Origin of the sequence: Bacillus sp. AFS041924 (genome assembly GCF_002577195.1) — a bacterium.
Classification (GTDB): Bacteria; Bacillota; Bacilli; order Bacillales; family Bacillaceae_G; genus Gottfriedia.
In genome coordinates this window covers 133,676-157,101 of record NZ_NULG01000025.1, presented here as the reverse complement: position 1 = coordinate 157,101, position 23,426 = coordinate 133,676, and the positions used below count along the sequence as shown (strand labels likewise).

Here is a 23,426-nt window from a genome sequence, read left to right as displayed (position 1 = left end):
CCTCATAGTATCAACCAAAATCTATAAAAACATACCTATATTTAAAAGTAAAAAACACAACAGGAATGGGTAAGTGTGTAATACAAATTTAATATGCAAAAAAAGGTTAATATAATAAAATATTAATATACTAGACAATTAAAATAAGCTCCCTTTAAGGGGGCTTTTCGTCTGTTATGAAATTTTTCAATAATAGGAAAACAATTAATTACATATATACAATTGTTTTTAACTAACTGGAGAGGTGAAAGATTTGAAAAAAAGTTTTACTAGTTTAATTGTTTTAGTACTAATGTTTAGTATCTTTAAAGATGTATTTGCAGAAACAACTACACAAGCACAAACGGAAAAATGGGTTGTAACGCTTGGACCTACAGATTTGACGATTCAGAATCCTGAAACCGGCGGAACAACAACTGATGGAACAACCGAGGGGACAACAGATGGAACAACCGAGGGAACAACAGATGGAACAACCGAGGGAACAACAGGTGGAGCAACAGAGGGAACAACAGGTGGAACAACCGAGGGAACAACAGAGGGAATAACAGGTGGAACAACCAAGGAAACAACAGTTGGAGCAACTGGGAGAACAACAGTTGGAACAACTGACGAAAAAACTATCAGAACAGCTGACGGTACAACCGGCGGAACAACTACAATAACAATTCCAGCAAATGTAAAGCTAAAAGTAGAGAAAGAAGAGAATGAACTTTACTATGTTACCTATAAAGAAAATGCAGGAACTATTTTGAAAAGTAAAGTTAGGGATGCAACTCCTTGGGAGATAAACCCTACAGCGACGGTTTTTAAAGTCACTAAAGATACACCTCTATTATTAAATGAAAGTGGAAAATTAGTTAATAGAGGAACAGTAAAGGCAAATACAATTTTTAGTAAAAGTGGTGAAAAGGGTCAGAATTTAATGATCCAATACTCTAATCAAACTGCTTATATCGATAAAAGTAAAACACTTCCTTTATCAAAAGATAAAATGCCAGTGACTAACATTGCAACTAAACCTGTAAAAATTACAGCGAGCGTAGCAGTGCGAAATACTAAAATTGTTTTTCCAAATACTTCAAAAACGACGATGGTTAACGTTCCTGCCAAACAGAAATTAGTGATTGATTCAATCTATTCCACTTATTATGTAGTAAAAATCGGGGGAATTAAGGGACTAATTCCAAAAGCTGATCTTTCACTAAAGATTAATAACTATGTTAACCCAAGTGGCAATTATTCATATGACAAGTTAACTTTGGATTTACAAGAGTTAAATGCTTGGTATCCTGGTTTTACGAAGGTAGAAACGATTGGTAAATCAGTAGATGGTAGAAATTTATATGCTATTAAGTTAGGGACCGGAAAATCAGAAATTAGTATTAACGGTTCGCATCACGCACGTGAGCACATGACGACAAATGTTATTATGGAAATGCTTGATCAATATGCAAGTGCATATGAAAAAAATACGAAAATAAACGGCTTTGATGTTAGAAAGACATTATCACAAACGTCTATCTATTTTGTGCCGATGGTTAATCCCGATGGTGTAATGCTGGTACAAAAAGGTGCAAGTAGTGCGAAAAATCCAAGTCAAGTTATTAAATTGAATAAAGGAAGCAAAAATTTTACAGCTTGGAAGGCGAATGTACGTGGCGTGGATTTAAACCGTCAATATCCAGCAGGCTGGAGCACAATTCCTGGTAATAAATCAAAGCCTGGACCAGATAACTATAAGGGTACAAAGGCTCTAAGTGAACCAGAAGCAAAAGCTCTATATGATTTTACTAATAAACATTCATTCAAAAATACTGTTGCATATCACTCATCTGGAAACATTATTTTCTGGCATTATAATCAAACAGGCAGTCAATTTACTAGAGACAAAGCTATTGCTACAAAATTATCAAAACAAACAGGATATAGTTTGGTTGCTCCCGCAAAAGGCGGAGGCGGAGGATATAAAGACTGGTATGTTGCTGCTAAAAAGAGACCAGGATTTACAATTGAAATTTCTCCTTATGTAGGGAACAAACCAGTTCCAAATAGTTACTTTAATAGCATTATGAAAAAAAACTTACCAGTTGGACTAATATTAGCTAACGAAAAGTAAAAAAATTAATGTAATAATTAAATTAAATCGACTAATTTTAATTATTCTTCGTGCACAATTTGTTTTTCATTTCATTTTGTGTTACGATAAGGACATACTTAATAAGAAATTGGTTAATTCAATTCATGTGTTAAAAGGGACGAATTTTCATCCTGTTCTAATGTGTGTATTTTTTCTTAACAATACTCATTAAGTGTAAAAAAACAGGTATATATGGAGGTTCGTACAATGAACACAGGTACAGTTAAATGGTTTAACGCAGAAAAAGGTTTCGGATTCATCGCTGTTGAAGGTGGAGACGATGTATTCGTACATTTCTCAGCTATCCAAGGCGACGGTTTCAAATCTCTTGAAGAAGGCCAAAAAGTAAGCTTTGAGATCACTCAAGGTAACCGTGGCGCTCAAGCTGAAAACGTAGTTAAATTATAATTTTCACATTTGAGTGAATAAAAGGCTGCTGACATATTTGTTAGCAGTCTTTTTTATTTTTATTTAGGGAAATGGCTGAAGAATGCAACTAAAAATTGGCAAAATGCAATTGAAAATGTCCAAGCCGTAAATAAAAAACAAGAACTGCAATTAAAAGGGTTATTTTTGCAAATAAAAATATAAAAAACTGCAAATCCAATTTTTATTTCACACTAAAATTCATCAAATCAACGAAAAATGGTTAAAAAATACCTCTAAAAAGAGTGGTCATGCGTTAGCAAAGAAACATTCTTCCAATTTCTTTAAAAAACAACAAAAAAAGAGCTCAATTAAGCTCTTTTCTTAAATCCAATTTTATTTTAATGCAGAATCAATTAATTCGGTCGCTTCAAACTGCGTAATGCCTTTAATTAAGCTAAGTTCACCAACAAACATTCGTTTGGCCATGTCTAACATTTCTCTTTCACTAGGGTTTAAAGGTTTTTCCCTACTTTGGAGCGTTAGATCACGAACAACTTGCGCGCCTGCGAGTAATTCTCCAGATTTTAATTTTTTCATGTTTAAATCATATTTTTGTTTCCAATTTAAGGAATCGTCGGGAAGACCATTTGAAAAGTCATCTAACACATTTGCTAAATGTTCATGGTCTTCGACTAAACGAATTTTCGTGTTTGTCATATTCCCTTGAGGGACCATCAGTTTCAAATTATTGGATGGTATGTTAATTATGTAGTACTGTTGTGTTACACCCTGTATAACTTTCTCTTCGATGGAATCAATTACTGCAGCTCCCTGCATTGGGTAAATAATTTGATCGCCAATTTTGAACAATGTACCCACCTCCGAAAATTCTTGTAACAATAGTATAACATTAATAAATCAAATATCAAAATTTATATAATAACATCTGTAAAATAAAATTGTCAATAAGTTTATGTATATTTTTTTGCTTTTTGGGGGAATAGATGAACATGTCATACGGTCGTGGACATAATATGAAGAGAGACTGTAGAAAGGAGGTTTAGTTGCTAATGAATTTTCGTGTAGTTATTTTTATCGTTACAGTACTTACTTTTTTCACTACGACAACTGGATGTAGCCAACAAGAGCAAAGAGAGCTAGAAAAACTTCCTGATGGTGTATTGTTAGCAGCATCTGAGCTTTCTTATGAAGCATTTCTAAGTAAAGAAATAGGCAAAAGCTTAAGAGAACATAAAGGAGTCTCTGGTCCATTACTTACTCAAATTCATAAGAATCTTAGTGATTATAGACTTGTTTCAATGACTTCTGGAAAAATTGGATTTTCGGCAATCGTATTAAAAAATAATAAAAATAATAGTTTGCTATTTGCATTTAGCGGATTAAAAAATATAAATTTACAAGATATTTATCAAAGATTAGTTCGATTTGAGTCCGCAGAAAATGGTTCGCCGGTTGCTGTAGATCAACAAGCCGAAGAAGCCTATGACTGGGTTAAATCAATTTTAAATAAAAAAGAGAATAGTCAATCAAGCGTTTTTGTTACTGGTCATTCATTTGGGGGATATTTGGCTCAATTTGTAGGATATCAACTTAAAAATGATAAAAAATTGAAAAATCATCTATTTGTACAGGGCGTTACATTTAACTCATTAGGTGTACTATTAGATGATGGTTCGAAAAAACTTCATACAAAATCACAAAAAATCCAAAAATCTTATAAACCACTATTCACAAATTATATTGTTAAAGGTGACCCATTGGATTATGCTAATAAAACCTTCTTTAAACAAATTACTGGATACTCGCTCCAGCATCTTGGTAATGTAAAATATATTACAGTTGATGAGAATTATAAAAAATCACTAGAAGCTTTAGAAAAAACAACAGATTTATGGACAAAAGCAAGGTTATTGAAACCACTGTATCCATATCATGATCTAGTTGAGTTTGAAAGTGCATTTTGGAAATAATAAAGATTGTTTTGAAAGCTACTACCAGTATCATCGGTAGTAGCTTTCAGGCTGTTGACAAACGCTCGCTTTCTTCGTTGCTTCGTCTGCCTGCGGTGCTCATTACCGTTTAGGGTAACTCCGCTCCTCATCAGGCTTCGCGCCTCGAAAGACAAGCGCTTGCAATCAGTCTGAAAATCAAACTTAATGGACTTTGTCTACACTCATCGGTAGTAGCTTTTTAAATAGTTTATTTACTTATACTGTATATCATCTCTTAATGCCTCTACCTTTGTTATGGCCTGGTCAATATCTGATTCGGTGACGCCAAAGTGAGCTAGTGCATCATGGAGATGTGTAGCGATTGCATTGAAATGTTCAGGTTGAATATTCATACCTTCGTGAGCCTTTGACATGGATTTGCCAGTATATTGGTTAGGTCCACCTAATGCGAAGCTAATAAATTTTGTTTGGTGGCGACGTTGTTTGTCCATATCAGTCTTTTCAAAGAAATGATTAACAGTTTCGTCTTTTAGGACAAGTTCATCATAAAAATAATCGACTACCTTTCCTACTGTTTCTTCTCCACCGTATTTTTCATAAAGTGTTTGTTCCATATAATAGCTTCCTTTCAATATTAAGATAAAACTAGATTCCCCTTAAAACGTTGAAATATAACTAGAATTTTAAATGCTTTATAAATTCATTCCGATTTGAAAAGTATTCACTGTGGCAATTGTAAAATTAATCTTTATTGTTTTTTGAAAGTAAAAAAGAACTAATTATTTCTAATTTATTTCCAGCCTTGAGACATATAATGAATATTGTTTAATAAATTAAAAGTGAAAGTACATTTGATTATGAATCGGTAGGGTGTGAGAAAATGAGATATAAAAAACAAAGACAATTAGGGATTTTCTTTGTTATTTTTGGAGTTTTAGTTTTGTTCGTTAGTTCATTAGCCTACTTTAAATTTTCTTCCACTATTAGCACTGACCCATACACAATCGTACGGTTAGACTTATCAAATAAAGGAACAAAAAAGACAACGGATTTAATCTATTTAAAACAAAATGAAAAAAACGGAATACCCATTGAAATTAAACATAGCTTAAAGAATATCGGAAATAGAGACATAGCTAAAATTACTTTGGATAGTCAACTTCGACAAAAAAGTGGTCGAAATGAAGGGCAGTATATTTGTATTCGATCTATCAAATATGGAGATCAACTTTATACATTAAAATCTTTAAAATTTTTAGGTCTGGATTTAAATAAAGATGGAAAAATTTCATTAGTTGAATTTTCGAGGCGTCCTTTTCAACTAGGGAGCTTAAATAAAGGGAAAGAACGAGAGTTTGTTCTTAATGGAGAATTTAGAAAGGGTTTGGCACCATTTACTCGTGATAATCAGTCGGCAAGAGTAATTTTAGATATATCATATAAGATAGAATAGGAAGTGTGTTTAGCTAACCGTGCAGAACACTCTTTTTGTTTATATTAGCTGTCTATTTTGCCATAATATGAACAAGTTAGTCGTCATAGCATAGGATATTAGGACAGGCGGTAATCAAGATTTCGCTGCATTAAGAATGCTAGTTTTAGCAGAAAGAAGAAGGATGATGAGAGTATTTGGTAGGTTTATAAATATTCTTTTAGTTATCATACTGCTAATTTTAAGTTATAAAATATTGCAAAGTAAGTTAGACGGAAAACCTCCAACATTTTTTGGCCATCAAGTTTACTATGTGGTATCTGGCTCAATGGAACCGACACTTCCAACTGGATCAATAATAATTGTAAAAAATATTACACGAGAAACGAAACTGAGCCTAGGTGATATTATTACTTTCAAAATGCCATACAATGAAGATATTCTTGTGACGCACCGAATAAATGAGGTTATTAATGAAAATGGACAATTAGTATATCGAACAAAAGGTGATGCAAACATGGTTCAAGACCCATGGATCATAGAGAGAAAGAGTATTGTTTCGGTATATAGCGGTGTTAAGCTTCCAGTAGTAGGATATATTTATAAAGAGGTTCATAAGAGTTTTAGTCTATTTTTACTATTAACTATACTAGGGCTAATTCTAGTATCACACGGGTTAAAACTGATTAATAAAAAAGAGTAAAAACCGTTTCATTTAGAGGTGGCGTTTACTCTTTTTATTCTACTAGTTAGTATTAATTTGCTGTTTTCTAATCACTGGTTTACTGATTTTTTGTCAAAATTTGATGAGATTGAAAATGAACTTCTTCGATCAGCTAATCCTCTACCTATTTGCATACAAGGTACTTCAACAAACTTCCAAGAAATGTATGCTATTCCTATAGAAAAGATGAACAAAGCTTAATAGAACTAATGGGTGATATTAGTATAAACTAAATATTTTTCTAACAAAATAAATAGTCCTATACATTAGTACTTTTTCAGCTTTTGTTGATCCAATCTTCCCTAATATCAATGGTTTCCAGAAATATATTCTTTACCCGAGAATCAGCTTCCTCTTAAATAAAATTTTGTTAGAAATTTTTAATTTATTAAGAAGGTTTCGATTAAGAAAAATGGAATTAAACTAAGTACTTTTTAATATATTTAATTGGTAGATGAATGGATAAAAATTAAATAATTTTATATATTTCGTAATTTTTTTAAAATTTCAAAAATAATAATGAGGGGGTGATTGACTTGTTCGTTATAAAGAATTATCATGTTTACATATAATATTTACATATGAATAATGCACTAATTTATTTATTTTATGGTAAATTTTTCCTGTGTAGTTCTTTAATAAGAACGGAAATATTAGAAGAGGTGGAAAACTTGGAAAATGAGTTAAGTGTAAAAAGGATTTTTGAGCTTATGAAAAAACGTGTCTGGTTAATAGCTGTCGTTTCGATCTTGTTTTCTGCATTATGTGGAATCTATAGTTTTTATTTTACAAAGACACAATATGAAACATCCTCTAAATTAATCGTAAATGCAACTACACCAGAAATGATGAATACTCTTTTAGTTATGATTAAAGAACCAACTTTATTAGAAAACGTTGTTAAGGAACTAAATTTAAATATATCTCCAGAAGAGTTAAGTAATAGCATAACTCCTGAAAATGTAGCAGGTTCGCAACTTGTAGAAATAAAAGTTATTGATACAAATCCTCGTATAGCGAAAGAAATTGCGGATTCAACGGCTAAAGTATTCATGAGTCAAATACCAAATATTCTAGGATTTAAAGATACAAAAATTTATTCTTATGCTCAAGTTAATGAGCAACCTACAAACAATGATTATTTGAAGAAAGCCCTACTTGGCTTTGTCGTAGGAATTATTGTAGGTATCGGATTTATATTTTTATTAGATTTTTTAGACGATACTGTAAAATCTGAGGAAAACACTGAATTATTATTAGGTATACCAGTATTTGGGTCAATTTCAAAGTTCAATAAAAAAAATACAATACTTGAAAAGAATGAAATGTTAAGACTTGAAGAAAGGGGAGAAACGTATGGGAATAGTGAACAAAAGGTTATCTCACTCAACTAAACCTTTAAATATAGTAACGGCAACCTATAAAAATAGTAAGATATCAGAGGAATATCGGACAGTTCGTACGAATTTTCTTTCGTCTATTAATATACAAGAACATCAGGCATTAATCATCACTTCTCCAAATCAGGGAGAAGGAAAGTCGACTACTATTGCAAACTTTGCAATTTCATTAGCACATTCAGGAAAAAAAGTTCTTTTAATTGATGCAAATCTTAGGAGGCCAACATTACATACCACATTTAATGCGAGTAATTATGTTGGATTAAGTAGTGTTCTTTTAGGCAAAACAGTTCTCGAGGATATCGTTATAGAAACAGAGATTAGTGGGTTGAAGTTATTACCAGGTGGCCCAGTACCGTATAGCCCAGCTGATTTATTAGAGTTACCTACAATGAAGAATTTAATAAATAAGGTTACAGGGGAGTATGATGTAGTACTAATTGATAGCCCACCTGCACTTGAATTTGCAGATGCAAAAATTATAGCTAGTAATTGTGATGGGTTAATACTAGTAGCCCAGTGGGGTAAAACAAAGAATAAGGAGATCGTATTTGCTCAAAGAAAATTATTAAACAGTATAAAAATACTAGGTGTTATTATAAATGAAAAAAAATAAAAAGGTATTTAAACGATTAATTTTCAGTTTCATATAGCTTGGTGTTCATTATAATGAACGTACGGTGATGTCTTCTAACCTTTATCAATGAAGGCACTCGGTCATGCTGTGGGTTGAAAAACCTTAGACGCCAGTCGTCGGAAGTGTGATGTGAGGACAGGTTAGATGCCTAACTTTTTTAAATTCTTTAGCTATGATGTTTTCTTTAAAAGACAGCATAGTTAAGGAATTTAATTTGGAGCTATGATTATGTTTAGTGTTGATCGTTACTAAAAGTAAGTTTTGAGTTGAATATCTACTAGACTATTACAGTGAAATGAGTCATATAAAAAGAGAATAGTTTTATAACAAACTCAACCTTCTTTTTTACAAAAACTGTATTATACACATAAATTTTTTATAGCTGACAAAATAGAAGGGAAGGGTTTTATGACTTATAGGCAGAGAATTTCTTTTATTATTTTTGTAGATTCTTTTATTGTTTTGACAACTGTTTTTTTTAGTCGCTTTTTAGTGAATGCGACGATCAATGTTATGACAATTCCAATCGTTATCAGTTCGATTACATTGTTGTTAAGCCATCATTTCTTTTCCTTTATATTCAAGCTATATAAGAAGGCATGGGAGTACGCGAGTATAGGAGAACTAATAATCATTACAAAATCGATTACATATTCAATTGTTTGTACTGCAGTAGTTCAAGAGCTTTTGATGAAAGATACGTATTTTCGTCTTTTATTTGTAACATGGTTTTTACATATTGTATTAATTGGCGGAGCACGTTTATTTTGGAGAGTTTATCGCGACTTATCATATAAGAAAGCTGAAAATAAAAAACGTACGTTAATAATTGGTGCTGGAGCTGCCGGTACAATGGTCGCTAAACAATTATTAAAAAATTCGGATTCAGAATTACATCCTGTTGCATTTATAGATGATAATTTAAAAAAACAAAATCTCCATATTTTAGGAATTCCAGTAGTAGGTGGGGTTAGTAAAATTGAATTTTTTGTAAAAGAATTGAACATAGACAATATAGTCATCGCAATTCCTTCCCTTCGTAGAAAAGAATTAAATAAGATTTTTAAGGAATGTACAAAAACAAAAGCAAAGACACAAATTCTTCCTATGTTAGAAGACCTTGTTACAGGAAAAGTATCTGTTAATCAATTCCGTGAAGTAAAGGTTGATGATCTGTTAGGAAGAGAAGCAATTCTTTTAGACATTGAAAAAATTTCAAGTTCAATTACAAATAATGTTGTGTTAGTAACTGGAGCTGGTGGTTCAATTGGATCTGAAATTTGTCGCCAAGTTTCAAGATTCAATCCTAAAATGCTAGTACTGTTAGGACATGGTGAAAACAGTATTTATAATATTGAAATGGAATTGAAGGAGTATTTTGGAACGGGCCAAATTGATTTTGTTACGGAAATTGCGGATTTACAAGATGAAGTAAAAATGAAATCAGTTATGGAGAAATATCGACCGAATGTGGTTTATCATACTGCTGCTCATAAGCATGTGCCTTTAATGGAGCGTAATCCAGAGGAGGCGGTTAAAAATAATATTATTGGGACAGTAAATGTTGCGAATGCAGCCAACTTATTTGGAGTAGAAACCTTTGTTATGATTTCGACTGATAAGGCTGTAAATCCAACAAGTGTAATGGGGGCAACGAAAAGACTGGCGGAAATGATGATTCAAAATATGAATAAAAACAGTACGACAAAATTTGTTGCGGTACGTTTTGGTAATGTATTAGGGAGCCGTGGAAGTGTCATCCCGCTTTTCAAAAAACAAATTGAGAAGGGAGGCCCTGTTACTGTTACACATCCTGATATGGTTAGATATTTTATGACGATTCCAGAAGCATCAAGGCTGGTGATCCAAGCTGGTGCATTAGCTGAAGGAGGAGAGATTTTTGTTCTCGATATGGGGGAACCAGTAAAAATTGTGGATCTCGCTAAAAATTTAATTAAGTTATCTGGAAATACTGTTGATGAAATTGGAATAGAATTTTCAGGAATCCGACCTGGAGAAAAGCTTTTTGAAGAATTATTAAATGAAGAGGAAATCTACGAAAAGCAAGTTCATCCAAAAATTTATATCGGTAAAACATCGAATTTATTGATCGAAGAAATTAACGAAATCATGTTAACTTATTCTACCTATGATAAAAAACCTCTAAGAGATAAGTTGTTAGAAATTGCGAATAATCGAATGGAGCCAAAGGAATTAGTTCCAATTTCTTAGATAGCGGGGGATCATTATTAAAATCCTATATATTACAACTTTGAGTAGAACGATTAATGCATTTTTAGTTCCACATATTAAAAAGCTGATTAAAGCGGGAAATACGGTCGATTGTGCATGCTCAATCGATATGGAAATCAATCGTACACTTAAGAATGAGGGAGTTAGGATTTTCGATATACCATTTAAAAGAAATCCATTGCATCCTATCAATATAAAGGCTTTAATGAAGCTTATTAAAATTCAGGAAGAGTTTGATTATGATATTGTTCATGTACATACTCCTATAGCTGCCTTATATGGTAGGCTCCTAAAAGTAAAGTTCCCTAAGCTGAAAACAATTTACACTGTTCATGGATTTCATTTTTATAAAGGAGCCCCAATTGTTAATTGGGGTATTTATTATCCAATCGAAAGATTTATGGTTAATTTCACTGACAAAATGATCACAATGAACTCAGAAGATTACGAAAGAGCTCAAAAATTTAAAGTGAAAGAAACATACAAATTAAATGGGGTGGGTCTTGAACTAGATATTTATAACCCTAGTTTAGTAGAAAAGAATGAGATTAGAAGTAGACTAAATTTAGATAAAGATGATTTTGTTGTTCTTATGATTGCCGAAATTAATCAAAATAAAAATCATAAACAAGTGATTAATGCGATAGAGATTCTTAAAAATAAAGAAATTGATATCAAATTGATTTGTGCCGGTGATGGCCCGTTACTCCTTAATTTAGAGAAAGACATTATTGAAAGGGGTCTAAAAGAAAATATTCAACTACTAGGTTTTCGAAATGATATTAATGAGTTGATTTTAGCGTGCGATGTCGGAATTCTTACTTCATTTAGGGAAGGACTACCTAGAAATATTATGGAATTAATGGCCTGTAAAAAGCCAGTCATTGGGACGAATATTAGGGGAGTAAAAGACTTAGTAATTGATTCTGTTAATGGATTTTTAGTTAACGTAAATGATGCCGAAGAAACTGCTAAAAAAATTGAAGTTTTATTTAATAAAAGAGATTTACTAAACAACATGGGTTCTAACGCTTATGAATTTATTTTAGATTATGATGTAGAACATGTGATTGAAGACCTTATAGAAGTATACGGGTAATAAAAAATACGATATTACAGGTGTTCTTATGAAAAATAATATTACGCTACAAAGAGATATTACTTTTAATTTACAACATATTTTTATTTTAATTATGATCCTATTTTTTGGCTTTACTACTTTAAGAATCGGTCTGTTTGGAATCGGAGAGGCGATTTTACTAGTTTTTTGCATAACACAATTAATTAGTCAACGAGACATTTATTTATCGGCCGAGAAGCATTTGTTTACAATTTTTTGGTTTTATTATATTGGTGTCATCATAATTGGCTATGCAGTAAATACTTTCTTAGCAATTAATCCACAATTTATTAAGTTTGATCTTATGTCTTATACGGTAATCTTATTTCTATGTTTTACGTTTGAATTAGCTTTTAAGAAAAGTAGTTATTTCAATTTATATAAGCTACTCCGTTTTATCTATTTCGGAGGAATTATTGTAGTTGGAGCTTTGTACTTTATTTATCTAAAAGGAATTTATAGCTTATTTGGTTTTCCATTAACATATGCAGGCTCTGGTATTTTTTCTCCATTTGCAAATGACTATCACCAGTTTGCTTATTTTGTTGCTCCATTACCCTTTGTTGGACTTTATATTATGGGCAAAGAGCGTAATCTACTTTTTAAAATTGTAGCGCTACTTGGCACCGTATTATGTATAAAAATTGGAATGGCTACAACGTCTTCTACGTTAGAGTCTTCTTGGGTTATAACAACTATATTATTCTGCGTGTTGAAGGTTTTAGAGATTTTAAAAGGGCTAGGTCGATCAAAAAGTATTATTATCGTATTCTTTTGTTTCGTTAGTTTAATGATAATCCTCAATTACGAAAACATATTATCGTTTATTAATGACTTCTTTAAGGGAGATACAAATGGTGAGAATAGGCTAATCATATGGAGCAACGCTATAAAAGCTTGGAAGCACTCCCCTATATTTGGTTTAGGGCCGGGCTCATTTAGCGGACAAGAGGTGTTTTTTGGTTATGAAGCGCATAATACTTTTCTCCAAATATTAACACAAGGAGGTATTATGGGAGGGATTGCTTATATCATTTTAGTAAGAAAATTAACTAAAATGGCATCCGTAAATGTTTATATTTTATGTGCCGTTGTTTCTCTAATTGCATACGGTCTTGGTATAAATGATTTACGAAGAACAGTTTTATGGTTTTATTTTATTTTGTTTTATTTTCTCAGTTTAAAGAGTAAAGGAGATAAAAGTAATGAAGCCACCATTATTAACGATAATAGTACCGGTATACAACGCTGAGAAAACTATTGGCCGAGCAATCAATAGTGTCTTAAATCAAACCTTCCAGGATTTTGAATTAATTCTTATAAATGATGGATCGATGGATAAAAGTTTACAAATTATGAATGAAATCGCAAAGGATGTTCCTCATATTAAAGTTTTTGATATTCCGAACTCGGGAGTTAGCAATGCAAGAAACTATGGAATTAATCATGCAAGCGGAAGGTATACAACATTTTTAGATGCTGATGATTACTATATTGAAAATGCCTTAAGTGAAGCTTTAGGAGATATTAGTGAAGAGACTCAATTAATCATATTTGGTTATAATGTTGAATCAGATCATAAGATTTCCGTAAGTAGAATTCCAAATAAAGAAACGACACAATTCCCAAATGAAAAGCAATTTAGGAGCTTTGTCATTTCGTTAATAAAGAATGAAATGATTAATGCCCCGTGGAATAAGGTTTATCTAACTAGTTATTTAAAGGTAAATAAGATTCTATTTGATCCTACTTTAAATATTGGGGAGGATTTAAAATTTAATTTATCCGTAATTAGGGACATTAAACATGTTAAGGTTATAAATAAAGCTTTAATAAACTATTGTGTAATAAAAGGTGAAGGACTTGTTTCTCGATTTAGAATAAATCGATTTGATCTAAGGTATAACATGATCAATGATATAAAGGAATTATTATCTTATTGGGAGTTATATACCGAAAATAAACCCGTGATAGACCAAATGTTGATTAGGGATATCATGGGTTATTTTATGGACTTTTACAAATCTAGCTGCGATCTTTCTTATAGCGAAAAGCTTGAAAGAGTTAATGAGATTATTAATAGAAATGAAATAAGAGAAGTAATGATCATAAACAAGAATAAGGATTTTGTTACAAATCTAATAAAACGAATACTTAGAACAAAAAATAGTATGTTTATTTTATTATCGGCAAAAATTTTTCATTCAAAGCGAGCGGTAAGATGAAGATAAGTATTATAGTTGCGGCGTATAATGTTGAGAATTATATTGAAAAATGTCTAAAATCTGTTACCGAACAAACATATAAACAGCTTGAAATTATAGTAGTAAATGATGGCTCTACAGATTATACACTCGAGGTTATTCAAAATATCTCAAAGACTGACAAAAGAATCGTAATTGTAAATAAATCAAATGGAGGACTTAGTTCTGCTAGGAACGCTGGGCTGGATCGAGCTACTGGGGATTATATAGGTTTTGTTGATGGTGATGATAATATTGCAGCTGATATGTACGAAGGTCTTTTAGAAGAAATGCAAAAACATAAGTGTGAGATTGCAATGTGTGGCGTCTTAAAGGTTTATAACGATTACACTGAACACGATAGTTTAATAGATCACTCAGTCGTTCTAAATAAAGTTGAAGCTTTGGACGCATTAATTGAGGAGAAATATATTAAACACTATGCAGTTAATAAACTATATAAATCTACCCTATTTCAGGGAGTTCGATATCCAGAAGGTAGGTTATATGAAGATATTTTTACAACCTATAAGTTATTTGCTCAAGCGAATCGTATAGTATATTCCAATAAAATAGGCTATTACTATATTCAAAGAGAAGGAAGTATTTTAAGGTCAAAATATAACGTAAGAAAATTAGATTGTATACTGGCTTTTAGTGAGTTTAAGGCCTATATTGATACAGATTTCCCAGAACTTAGTCAGAAAATATTGTGGCGTATAAATTTATCTAAAATGAACTCATTGTTGGATATGTTAAAGTCCGAGTCTTTATATGAAAACTGCGAGTTTATTGAACTTGGATCAAGTCTAACAAAAGAGATTAGAAAAAATAGCTTCTTCTTTATGAAGGGCTCCGGCGTACCAACTACATTTAGAATACTAGCTCCGTTTAGCTATGGAGGTTACCCATTTATGAGGATGCTATTTAAAACTACTATCGTTAAAAATTTTGTTCAACAAAGATCTTTAAAGTTGTTATAGGAGCGACCCTTTATGAAAAAAGTATTATTCGTAGTAGATAGGATGGTATTAGGAGGAGCTGAAAAAGTATTAGTAGATATCATAAATAATTTACCAAAAAGTAAATATGAAATTACTATTTTTGCACTATTTGATGGAGGTGAACTGAGTAACCAAATACATAATGGTGTAAATAGAATTATCTGGTTTAAAAAACAATATAAAGGAATTTACAGAGTTATTAAGTATATGAATCCTGAAAAAATTTATAAAGACAATATTAAAGAAGAATATGATATCGAAATCTCCTTTAAAACTGGTATGCCGGAAAAAATAGTAGCCGCTTCACCTAATAAAAATTCATTAAAAATTGCTTGGATACACGGAGATATGACGTTTCAAAATTATGGACTTGAGAGTCATAGAACGAAGAAGAGACAATTAGATTGTTATTCAAAGTTTAATCGCATAGTATTTGTCTCAGAAAAATGTGTTGAAGGCTTTAAAGAAGTGATCGGGGACTTAAACATATTTAGTGTAATCCATAATGGCGTAGATTTAGATAAAGTACGCTTATTATCAAATGAACAGAAAGATATAAATTATTCTTCCGAGAAAATTATATTTTCAACTATTTCTAGGCTGAATTATGAAAAAGGGATTGATCGTTTAATTTTTGCTGTTGAAAAGCTAGTTAAAGAAAAGACGTTAAACTTCCACATTTATATTGTTGGTGATGGAAAATTAAAAAAAGAGCTTCAAGAAATGATTAATGAAAATAACTTAAATAATTTTATTACACTTCTTGGTGCTAAACGTAATCCGTTTAAATACATAAGTGGAAGTGATGCATTTATTTTAGCATCAAGAAGTGAAGCATTATGTATTTCTGTAATTGAATCAATGGCTTTAGAGCTCCCAGTTATCTCGACAAAATGTGGTGGAGTTACAGAAATAATTGGAGATTCTGAGTTTGGAATATTAGTAGAGAATAGTCAAGATGGCATTTATGACGGACTTAGTCAGTTTATTCGAAAAAAACTAACATTAAAGGAGACCTATGCAAAAAAAGGATTGGAACGAAGTAAAGATTTTAGTTTGTACGCCATGATTACTAAAATTGAGGTGTTATTTGAAAATGCCTAATATACCCGTAGTTAGCTTAATAATTCCTATTTTTAATGCCGAAAAATTTTTAAATGAAACGATAAAGAGTGTCTTAAATCAGACCTATGAAAATATTGAAGTAATATTAGTCAATGATGGATCAACTGATAAAAGCGCTTCGATATGTGAAGCTTTCTCAAAAATTGATAGTAGAATCCAAGTACATCATATCCAAAACAGCGGACCAGGAAATGCAAGGAATCTTGGGCTTTCTCTTGCAAAGGGCGATTATATACAGTTTGTCGATAGTGATGATTTGATAGAGGCTAATATGGTTGAACAATTATTGAATTGCATGATAAGTGAGAACGCAGAAGTAGTTATATGTGGATTAAAGAGAAGAAATCCTGTTAAACATGAGACTATTAATTTCCATCCAACAAAGCTCTCAATAGAAAATGAAATTCAAAATGATTTTGTTCAGCTTCTTAAATTAGGTCTAGCTTATTCGCCGGTTAATAAGTTGTATAGAAAATCAGTTATTAGTAGGCATAACATTAAGTTTAATCATGATATATCAGTTGGAGAAGATGCTTTGTTCAATATTGAATATATTTCGAAATGCAAGAGAGTTTTTATATATGAAAAGCCACTATACATTTACTATCAAAGGTCGGGAAGTTTAACAACAACGTTTTATAAAGAAAAAGAGTGTACCCAAATTTTGTTATATCAAAAGTTGAAAGAATTTTTAGGGGATAAACTGGATTCAGTTACGTTAAGAGAACTAAATTCATACTACCTTATGGAATTTAGTTTTATCATCTATCAAAATAGCATGGGAATAAAAAGTATAGGTGATTTTATGAAAAGAGTTAAAGATACTAAAAAATTTATTAATCGCCCCGAGTTTAAGGCTGTGGCTAAAAACAATTACTACTATAGTTCTCTCCAACGACTAGTATTATTGCTTTCAAAAATGAAGTGTGAATCGATACTCTTGTTATTTTTATACTGTCATAACAGATTCTACAAAAAGCCATTACCTTTATAAGTCGAGCAAAAAATAAAATTGGAGGGTAAATTTTAAATGGCACTTATTTCGGTAATAATCCCAGTGTATAATGTTGAAAAATATTTAAGTACTTGCTTAGATTCAGTCTTAGCACAAACAATGATTGATTTTGAAGTATTGCTCATTAATGATGGCTCAACAGATGGATCAAAAAATATATGTGACCACTATTCAAATAAAGATAAAAGAATAAAAGTCTATCACAAAAAGAACTCGGGACCCAGTTGTGCTAGAAATTTTGGAATTCAAGAGGCATCTGGAGAATATATTATGTTTATTGATGCCGATGATTATATTGAACAAGATACTTTTAAAATCGTTAACTTAGAAGTAGAGAGATTTGGTGCAGATATCGTGGTATTTCCTATGTTTGAAAAAAAGGGTGAAGTAATTCAAATTCTTAATATTGCTGAGTGTTATTTTGATGATGAAGAAAGTAAAAAGAATTTTTTAAAAGAAGTTTGGCTTAAATCGGATTTATTAGCTTCACCTGTTAATAAACTATACAAAGCAGAGATTATTAAAAAAAATAATATTTTGTTTAATGAGGAGTTTTGTATAGCAGAAGATTATTTATTTAATATGGCGTATATAGATGCTGCCAGGAAAGGCCTTAGCATAAAAACACCTTTGTATTATTATGTTAGACACGAAAATAGTATTTCAACGAGGGTTTTTTATAACAAACTCGATATTGCATTAACTGTTTATAGAGAATCTTTAAGGCTCTTAAGTAGATATAGTATTAAAGAGGTTGAGTATATAAATAAAATTCACACAGAATTTGCTACAGGATTAATTCGAGCTATGTATGAGGCAACTAGGCGGGGGTATAAGAGGAGCCTATTTAAGAAGCTAAAAGAAATTAAGAAATGTATGGCTAGTAATGAAACAAGGGCACTTTTTACTGGCTCTCTAGACTTTTCTACCTTCAATAATTTCGTTATTTTTTGTTTAAGGTATAAACAGAGTTTTATATTTTATTTAGTGTTTAAATTAAAAAACATATTTTTTGAATAAAATTTAACTTTATAGAAACTTTAGATTTCCGGTACCAATTTTATGGAGCGGACTTTTTTTATTTGGCGATATTTAAAAAGTAACTTAGAAAAAGACTCTAGGAATTGGCAAGAAGACAAGTCTAAAAAGTGTCTTGTTTTAGTAAGTTTGTAAGTGAGGGGTATATTTGATTTCAATTAATCTGACACAGGAGCAACTATTTGAAATTATGGAGACTATTTTTAAAAAAGGTAATGAATTAAATGATCTAGAAACAAAGGATGCAGTAAACGAAATTAAACAGAGTATTCTTACGGTGTGTGCTACGAATTCCGAGGATAAAAAATAATTATTCATTATAGGAGATGGGAACATGAAAAGAGTAATCGATTTAATTATTTCTCTAACGCTATTAATCTTATTATTTCCAATTTTAATAGTAGTGGCCATCGTAATAAGATTAAAAATGGGCTCCCCTATATTGTTTACTCAACAGAGGCCTGGCCTATTTGGTAAGCCATTTTCTCTTTATAAATTTCGTACAATGAGTAATTTATATGATGAACAAGGTAATTTACTCTCAGATGAAAAAAGATTATCCGTCCTCGGAAAATTTATAAGAAAATATAGTTTAGATGAATTTCCACAGTTACTAAACATTTTAAAAGGGGAAATGAGTCTAGTAGGGCCAAGGCCCTTCTTAATGGAGTATTTATCTCTTTATACGAAAGATCAAATGTCAAGACATAATGTTAAGCCAGGGATAACTGGATGGGCTCAAGTGAATGGTAGAAATGAAATTACTTGGGAGGAGAAGTTTAAATTGGATATTTGGTATGTCGAAAATCATAATACAATGCTAGATTTGAAAATTCTCTTCTTAACTTTTTTAAAAGTTATAAAAAGGGAAGGTATTAGTCAGCAAGGGCATGTAACGATGGAAAAATTTAAAGGTTCAAATGAAGTGATGTAGCATGAAGATCATTATATTAGGTAATGGTGGCCATAGTAAAGTTATTCAAGATATCATTTCTTCATTAAAGAACCATAAAATTATTGCTATTTTAGATGAAAAATACGAATGTGAAAAAAGCGAAAACGGTATAATTCATGCACCGTTTTCTTCAATTAAAAATCTAATGGGAAATGATGTAAGGACTGTTATTGCAATAGGTGACAATTCTACTAGAAAAAAAATTGTTAGTAAATTAAAACTAAGGGATGAACAATATATTTCAATTATTCACCCTTCCGCAATAATAAGTGAGTCGGCTACTATAGGAAATGGTACGGTTGTTATGCCAAAATCAGTTATTAACGCGGATGCTAAAATTGGTAGTCATTGTATTATTAATACGGGTTCAATTGTTGAACATGACAATATGATTGGGGATTATTCTCATGTTTCACCTAATTCAACATTAACGGGATACGTTACATTATGTGAAGGTGTCCATATTGGTGCATCCGTAACATTAATTCCCGGAATTAGGGTGGGGGAATGGTCTGTAATCGGAGCTGGTTCGACCGTGATTCAAAATATTCCCTCATATAGTAAAGCTGTAGGGAGCCCAACAAGAATTATCAATCATAATTTTGAGATGAAACTTTTATAAAAGGGGGGAATTTTGTGACTTCTTCTAGAATTTATTTATCTCCACCTCATATGAGTGGCAATGAGCAAAAATATTTACAGGAAGCATTTGATTCGAATTGGATTGCACCTCTTGGACCAAATGTAGATGAATTTGAAAGAGAAATAGCATCTTATGTAGGAGCCGGTGAAGCAATGGTCGTAAGTTCAGGTACGGCAGCAATTCATTTGGCTCTTTCTTTATTAAATATAACAAATGGAGATAATGTATTTTGTTCAGCATTTACGTTTATAGCTAGCGCAAACCCAATTCTTTATCAAGGTGCTGAGCCGGTCTTTATTGATTCGGAACCAGAAACTTGGAATATGTCACCGCAGGCACTTGAACATGCACTGCGAGATGCATATTTAGAGAATAAATTACCGAAAGCAGTAATTGTAGTCAATTTATACGGTCAAAGCGCAAAGATGGATGAAATTATTTCTTTATGTAGTCAGTATGATGTTCCAATTGTAGAAGATGCAGCTGAGTCTCTAGGATCTACATATAAGGGCAAGGCTAGTGGTACCTTTGGAAAATTTGGTATTTATTCTTTTAATGGAAATAAAATTATTACAACTTCTGGTGGAGGAGCTTTAGTATCAGATAACGTAGATCTGATAAAGAAAGCTCGATTCCTAGCAACTCAAGCCCGCGACCTGGCCCCATATTATCAACATTCTGTGAGCGGATATAACTATCGAATGAGTAATTTACTAGCTGGCGTAGGAAGAGCTCAGCTTCAGGTATTAGAAGATAGAGTTAATACGAGAAGACAAATATTCAATCGATATTTTGATGAACTATCTCATATTCCTGGAATTAAGTTTATGCCCGAATTAGCAAATACACAAAGTAATCGCTGGCTAACTACTTTGACTATAAATGAAGCGGAAACGGGAATTTCTTCTAAAACATTAATTGAAATATTGAATAAAAACAATATCGAATCTCGCCATGTTTGGAAACCACTTCATTTACAACCAATCTTTGAAAATACTAAATACTACCCCCATACAGACCATGAAAATATAGCCGAGCAATTATTTGAAGTAGGTATGTGTCTCCCATCAGGATCAAGTCTATCAGAGGATGAACAAAATAAGGTCATCAATTGTCTAAAACAAAATATTTATGAGAGCTTGAATAAGTTAACAGCGAGATAACCGAAAAAAGAGGTGATAAATAATGATTGGGAGAAATATTCATAACATCCGTAAAAAAAGGGGACTTACTTTAACACAACTAGCAGAACAAGCAAATATTTCTAAATCTTACTTAAGTAATATCGAACGTGAAATTAATGATAATCCCTCGATTCACGTAATGGAGAAAATCTCTTCAGTATTAGGGGTAGAGCTAAAAAGCCTGTTAGATGTAAAGCCTGATCATGCAATTACCCCAGAAGTTGAATGGCTTGAATTAGCTAAGGAATTAAAAGAATCCGGGATTGAAATCGATGTACTTCGCGAATATAAATCAGTTTTTGAATTTGTAAAATGGAAAAATACAAAGATTGACTTTTAGAGAGAGTTATTTTTTAAATTGTTAATCTAAGAAAGAAAAGGTGTGAATGAATTGGTAGATACTACGAAAAAATTGCTTCTGTTATTTGACAAAGGGGAAAAGAAAAAATTACTTCTATTATTTTTTATGATGATCATTGCCGCACTTTTTGAAACTTTTGGAATAGGAGTGATTGTACCTTTCGTAGGAATTGTAACAAACCCTTCCATTATTAAAGAACATACTACCATCAATTTTTTATATAATTTATTCAACTTCCAATCTACTACATCGTTCTTAATATTTTCGGTGTTTGTCTTACTATTAATTTTTATTGTTAAGAATGTCTATATTCTACTTTTCCAATACGCGCAAAATCGAATTATTTTAAATCAACAGGTTAAGCTGTCTAGAAGATTATTTGAGGAGTATTTATCAAAGCCTTACATATTTCATATTCAAAGAAACACTTCAGATTTACTCAGGAATGTAAATATTGAGGTGCAGAATATATTTCAAGGAATTATTATGTCGGCATTTTTGTTAGTAACAGAAATGCTTGTGATTGCTTGCATAATAGGATTACTACTTTATACAAACACACTATCAACTCTTGTAGCTTCTATTTTGTTAGGAGGAAGTGTGTATCTATTTTTTAAAGTTTTTCGAAAGAAAACGAACGAACTTGCAAAAGAGCAACAGGCTGTTAATGGGACGATGATAAAATGGGTCAATCAAGGATTAGGGGCAAGTAAAGAAGTAAAAGTTTCTGGCAAAGAAAGCTTTTTTGTTGATGAATATACTGGCAAAAGTCAGATAAATTCAAATATCAAACGATATAGAATTATGCTAGAACAATCCCCTCGTCTTTTTATTGAAACTATTTTAGTAATGATTGTATTAGTAATGGTTCTGGTCATTATCTTACAAGGAAAAAACACATCTAATATAGTATCCACAATGGCATTATTCGCCATGGCAGCATTTCGATTAATGCCTTCAATTAATCGTGTTATCGCAGCAATAACTAGTATTCGCTTCAGTAAACCAGCTTTATCTGTAGTTTACGATGATTTATTTACGAATAAAGAAACTTATTCAACTCAAGAATTTGAAGAAGCTGATTCAAATGTGAATGGAATTAGAGCATTTTCAGATTCAATAGAATTAAAAAATGTGTCGTTTCGGTATCCAAACCAACAAGAATATTCCTTAAAGGATATTTCACTATCAATTCAAATAGGACATTCAGTAGCGTTTATTGGTGAATCTGGTGCAGGTAAAACAACATTGGTGGATATGATTTTAGGATTATTCGAACCAGAAAAAGGGAGCATTTTAATAGATGGTCAGAACATGGTTGAATTAAAATCCTTATGGCAAAAGAAGATTGGTTATATCCCACAATCAATATTCTTAACCGATGATTCAATTAGAGAAAATGTAGCATTTGGAATTCAAAAAGATCAGATCAATGATCAAGCAGTGTGGATGGCATTAGAACAAGCGCAGTTAAAAGGATTTGTAAAAAGCTTGCCAAATGGATTGGATACACCAGTTGGAGAACGAGGAATCAGGCTTTCAGGAGGGCAACGCCAACGGATCGGAATTGCTAGGGCTCTCTATCATAACCCAGAGATTATTTTTATGGATGAAGCAACTTCAGCACTAGATACTGATACTGAAAAAGATATTATGACAGCAATTGATGGTTTAAAAGGGGAAAAGACTTTGATTATTATTGCTCATAGATTAAGTACAATTAAAAATTGCGATACAGTCTTTAAAATGAGTAACGGTAGATTAGTATCAATAGAAAATAAGCTTGGAATGTCAGTGATATAGAATTGTT

Annotated in this window: 23 protein-coding genes; 21 read left to right on the top strand and 2 right to left on the bottom strand. The window is 31.7% G+C overall.

The genetic code is table 11. The annotated features are described in order from the left end of the window. The first annotated feature begins 253 nt into the window (after window positions 1-253). Both COC46_RS09455 and cspD read left to right on the top strand, forming a co-directional pair. Window positions 254-2,119, top strand: coding sequence for a M14 family metallopeptidase (locus COC46_RS09455; RefSeq protein ID WP_098809463.1), 1,866 nt, complete (start codon window positions 254-256; stop codon window positions 2,117-2,119). 228 nt (window positions 2,120-2,347) lie between these two features. Beyond that, window positions 2,348-2,548 (top strand): cold-shock protein CspD, encoded by a 201-nt coding sequence (cspD, locus tag COC46_RS09450; protein WP_025568675.1) that lies wholly within the window; start codon window positions 2,348-2,350, stop codon window positions 2,546-2,548. A 354-nt stretch (window positions 2,549-2,902) separates the two neighbouring features. Here the strand turns inward: cspD and COC46_RS09445 are convergent, their stop codons facing one another. Then, window positions 2,903-3,388 (bottom strand): CarD family transcriptional regulator, encoded by a 486-nt coding sequence (locus COC46_RS09445; protein WP_255294857.1) that lies wholly within the window; start codon window positions 3,386-3,388, stop codon window positions 2,903-2,905. Between the two features lie 191 nt (window positions 3,389-3,579). Here COC46_RS09445 and COC46_RS09440 point away from each other — a divergent pair, with 191 nt between their 5' ends. Further along, the gene (locus COC46_RS09440) at window positions 3,580-4,500 is read left to right on the top strand and encodes a lipase family protein (protein ID WP_098809462.1); all 921 of its coding nucleotides are present in this window, start codon (window positions 3,580-3,582) and stop codon (window positions 4,498-4,500) included. Between the two features lie 233 nt (window positions 4,501-4,733). On the opposite strand, the gene COC46_RS09435 is transcribed toward COC46_RS09440, so the two are convergent. Further along, window positions 4,734-5,096 (bottom strand): group I truncated hemoglobin, encoded by a 363-nt coding sequence (locus COC46_RS09435; protein ID WP_098809461.1) that lies wholly within the window; start codon window positions 5,094-5,096, stop codon window positions 4,734-4,736. Between the two features lie 266 nt (window positions 5,097-5,362). On the opposite strand from COC46_RS09435, the gene COC46_RS09430 reads away from it, so the two are divergent. The 18 genes from COC46_RS09430 (at window position 5,363) to COC46_RS09350 (ending at window position 23,419) form a co-directional block, all read left to right on the top strand. Beyond that, window positions 5,363-5,935, top strand: coding sequence for a hypothetical protein (locus tag COC46_RS09430; protein WP_098809460.1), 573 nt, complete (start codon window positions 5,363-5,365; stop codon window positions 5,933-5,935). A gap of 163 nt (window positions 5,936-6,098) precedes the next feature. Continuing rightward, on the top strand, window positions 6,099-6,617 hold the full coding sequence (locus COC46_RS09425) for a signal peptidase I (protein ID WP_218012454.1): 519 nt from the start codon (window positions 6,099-6,101) through the stop codon (window positions 6,615-6,617). Between the two features lie 692 nt (window positions 6,618-7,309). Beyond that, entirely contained in the window at window positions 7,310-8,032 is a 723-nt protein-coding gene (locus COC46_RS09420) for a YveK family protein (RefSeq protein ID WP_176545110.1), read from the top strand. Continuing rightward, complete coding sequence (locus COC46_RS09415) at window positions 7,995-8,654, top strand: CpsD/CapB family tyrosine-protein kinase (protein ID WP_098809457.1); 660 nt, start codon at window positions 7,995-7,997, stop codon at window positions 8,652-8,654. The genes COC46_RS09420 and COC46_RS09415 overlap by 38 nt, the downstream gene beginning before the upstream one ends. 429 nt (window positions 8,655-9,083) lie before the next feature. Beyond that, window positions 9,084-10,907, top strand: a complete 1,824-nt coding sequence (locus tag COC46_RS09410) for a polysaccharide biosynthesis protein (RefSeq protein WP_098809456.1) — start codon at window positions 9,084-9,086, stop codon at window positions 10,905-10,907. A gap of 10 nt (window positions 10,908-10,917) precedes the next feature. Beyond that, window positions 10,918-12,027, top strand: coding sequence for a glycosyltransferase family 4 protein (locus tag COC46_RS09405; protein WP_369700041.1), 1,110 nt, complete (start codon window positions 10,918-10,920; stop codon window positions 12,025-12,027). 28 nt (window positions 12,028-12,055) lie between these two features. Then, window positions 12,056-13,300 (top strand): O-antigen ligase family protein, encoded by a 1,245-nt coding sequence (locus COC46_RS09400; RefSeq protein WP_098809454.1) that lies wholly within the window; start codon window positions 12,056-12,058, stop codon window positions 13,298-13,300. Beyond that, the gene (locus COC46_RS09395) at window positions 13,254-14,273 is read left to right on the top strand and encodes a glycosyltransferase family 2 protein (protein WP_098809453.1); all 1,020 of its coding nucleotides are present in this window, start codon (window positions 13,254-13,256) and stop codon (window positions 14,271-14,273) included. The genes COC46_RS09400 and COC46_RS09395 overlap by 47 nt, the downstream gene beginning before the upstream one ends. Continuing rightward, window positions 14,270-15,274, top strand: a complete 1,005-nt coding sequence (locus COC46_RS09390; protein WP_098809452.1) for a glycosyltransferase family 2 protein — start codon at window positions 14,270-14,272, stop codon at window positions 15,272-15,274. Before COC46_RS09395 ends, COC46_RS09390 begins: the two co-directional genes overlap by 4 nt. A gap of 12 nt (window positions 15,275-15,286) precedes the next feature. Continuing rightward, entirely contained in the window at window positions 15,287-16,399 is a 1,113-nt protein-coding gene (locus COC46_RS09385; RefSeq protein WP_098809451.1) for a glycosyltransferase, read from the top strand. Then, complete coding sequence (locus COC46_RS09380) at window positions 16,392-17,414, top strand: glycosyltransferase family 2 protein (protein ID WP_098809450.1); 1,023 nt, start codon at window positions 16,392-16,394, stop codon at window positions 17,412-17,414. Before COC46_RS09385 ends, COC46_RS09380 begins: the two co-directional genes overlap by 8 nt. A 36-nt stretch (window positions 17,415-17,450) precedes the next feature. Next, window positions 17,451-18,455, top strand: a complete 1,005-nt coding sequence (locus COC46_RS09375; protein ID WP_098809449.1) for a glycosyltransferase family 2 protein — start codon at window positions 17,451-17,453, stop codon at window positions 18,453-18,455. Window positions 18,456-18,621: 166 nt separating this feature from the next. Beyond that, complete coding sequence (locus COC46_RS22155) at window positions 18,622-18,783, top strand: YwzD family small protein (protein WP_176545109.1); 162 nt, start codon at window positions 18,622-18,624, stop codon at window positions 18,781-18,783. Window positions 18,784-18,807: 24 nt separating this feature from the next. Then, window positions 18,808-19,407: a sugar transferase gene (locus COC46_RS09370; protein ID WP_098809448.1), complete on the top strand. Its 600-nt coding sequence runs from the start codon at window positions 18,808-18,810 to the stop codon at window positions 19,405-19,407. 1 nt (window position 19,408) lies between these two features. Then, window positions 19,409-20,050, top strand: coding sequence for an acetyltransferase (locus COC46_RS09365; protein WP_098809447.1), 642 nt, complete (start codon window positions 19,409-19,411; stop codon window positions 20,048-20,050). A 50-nt stretch (window positions 20,051-20,100) separates the two neighbouring features. Further along, entirely contained in the window at window positions 20,101-21,234 is a 1,134-nt protein-coding gene (locus COC46_RS09360; RefSeq protein ID WP_098809528.1) for an aminotransferase class I/II-fold pyridoxal phosphate-dependent enzyme, read from the top strand. 22 nt (window positions 21,235-21,256) lie between these two features. Beyond that, window positions 21,257-21,595: a helix-turn-helix domain-containing protein gene (locus COC46_RS09355; RefSeq protein ID WP_098809446.1), complete on the top strand. Its 339-nt coding sequence runs from the start codon at window positions 21,257-21,259 to the stop codon at window positions 21,593-21,595. 42 nt (window positions 21,596-21,637) lie between these two features. Continuing rightward, complete coding sequence (locus tag COC46_RS09350) at window positions 21,638-23,419, top strand: ABC transporter ATP-binding protein (RefSeq protein WP_369700038.1); 1,782 nt, start codon at window positions 21,638-21,640, stop codon at window positions 23,417-23,419. Window positions 23,420-23,426 lie beyond the last annotated feature (7 nt).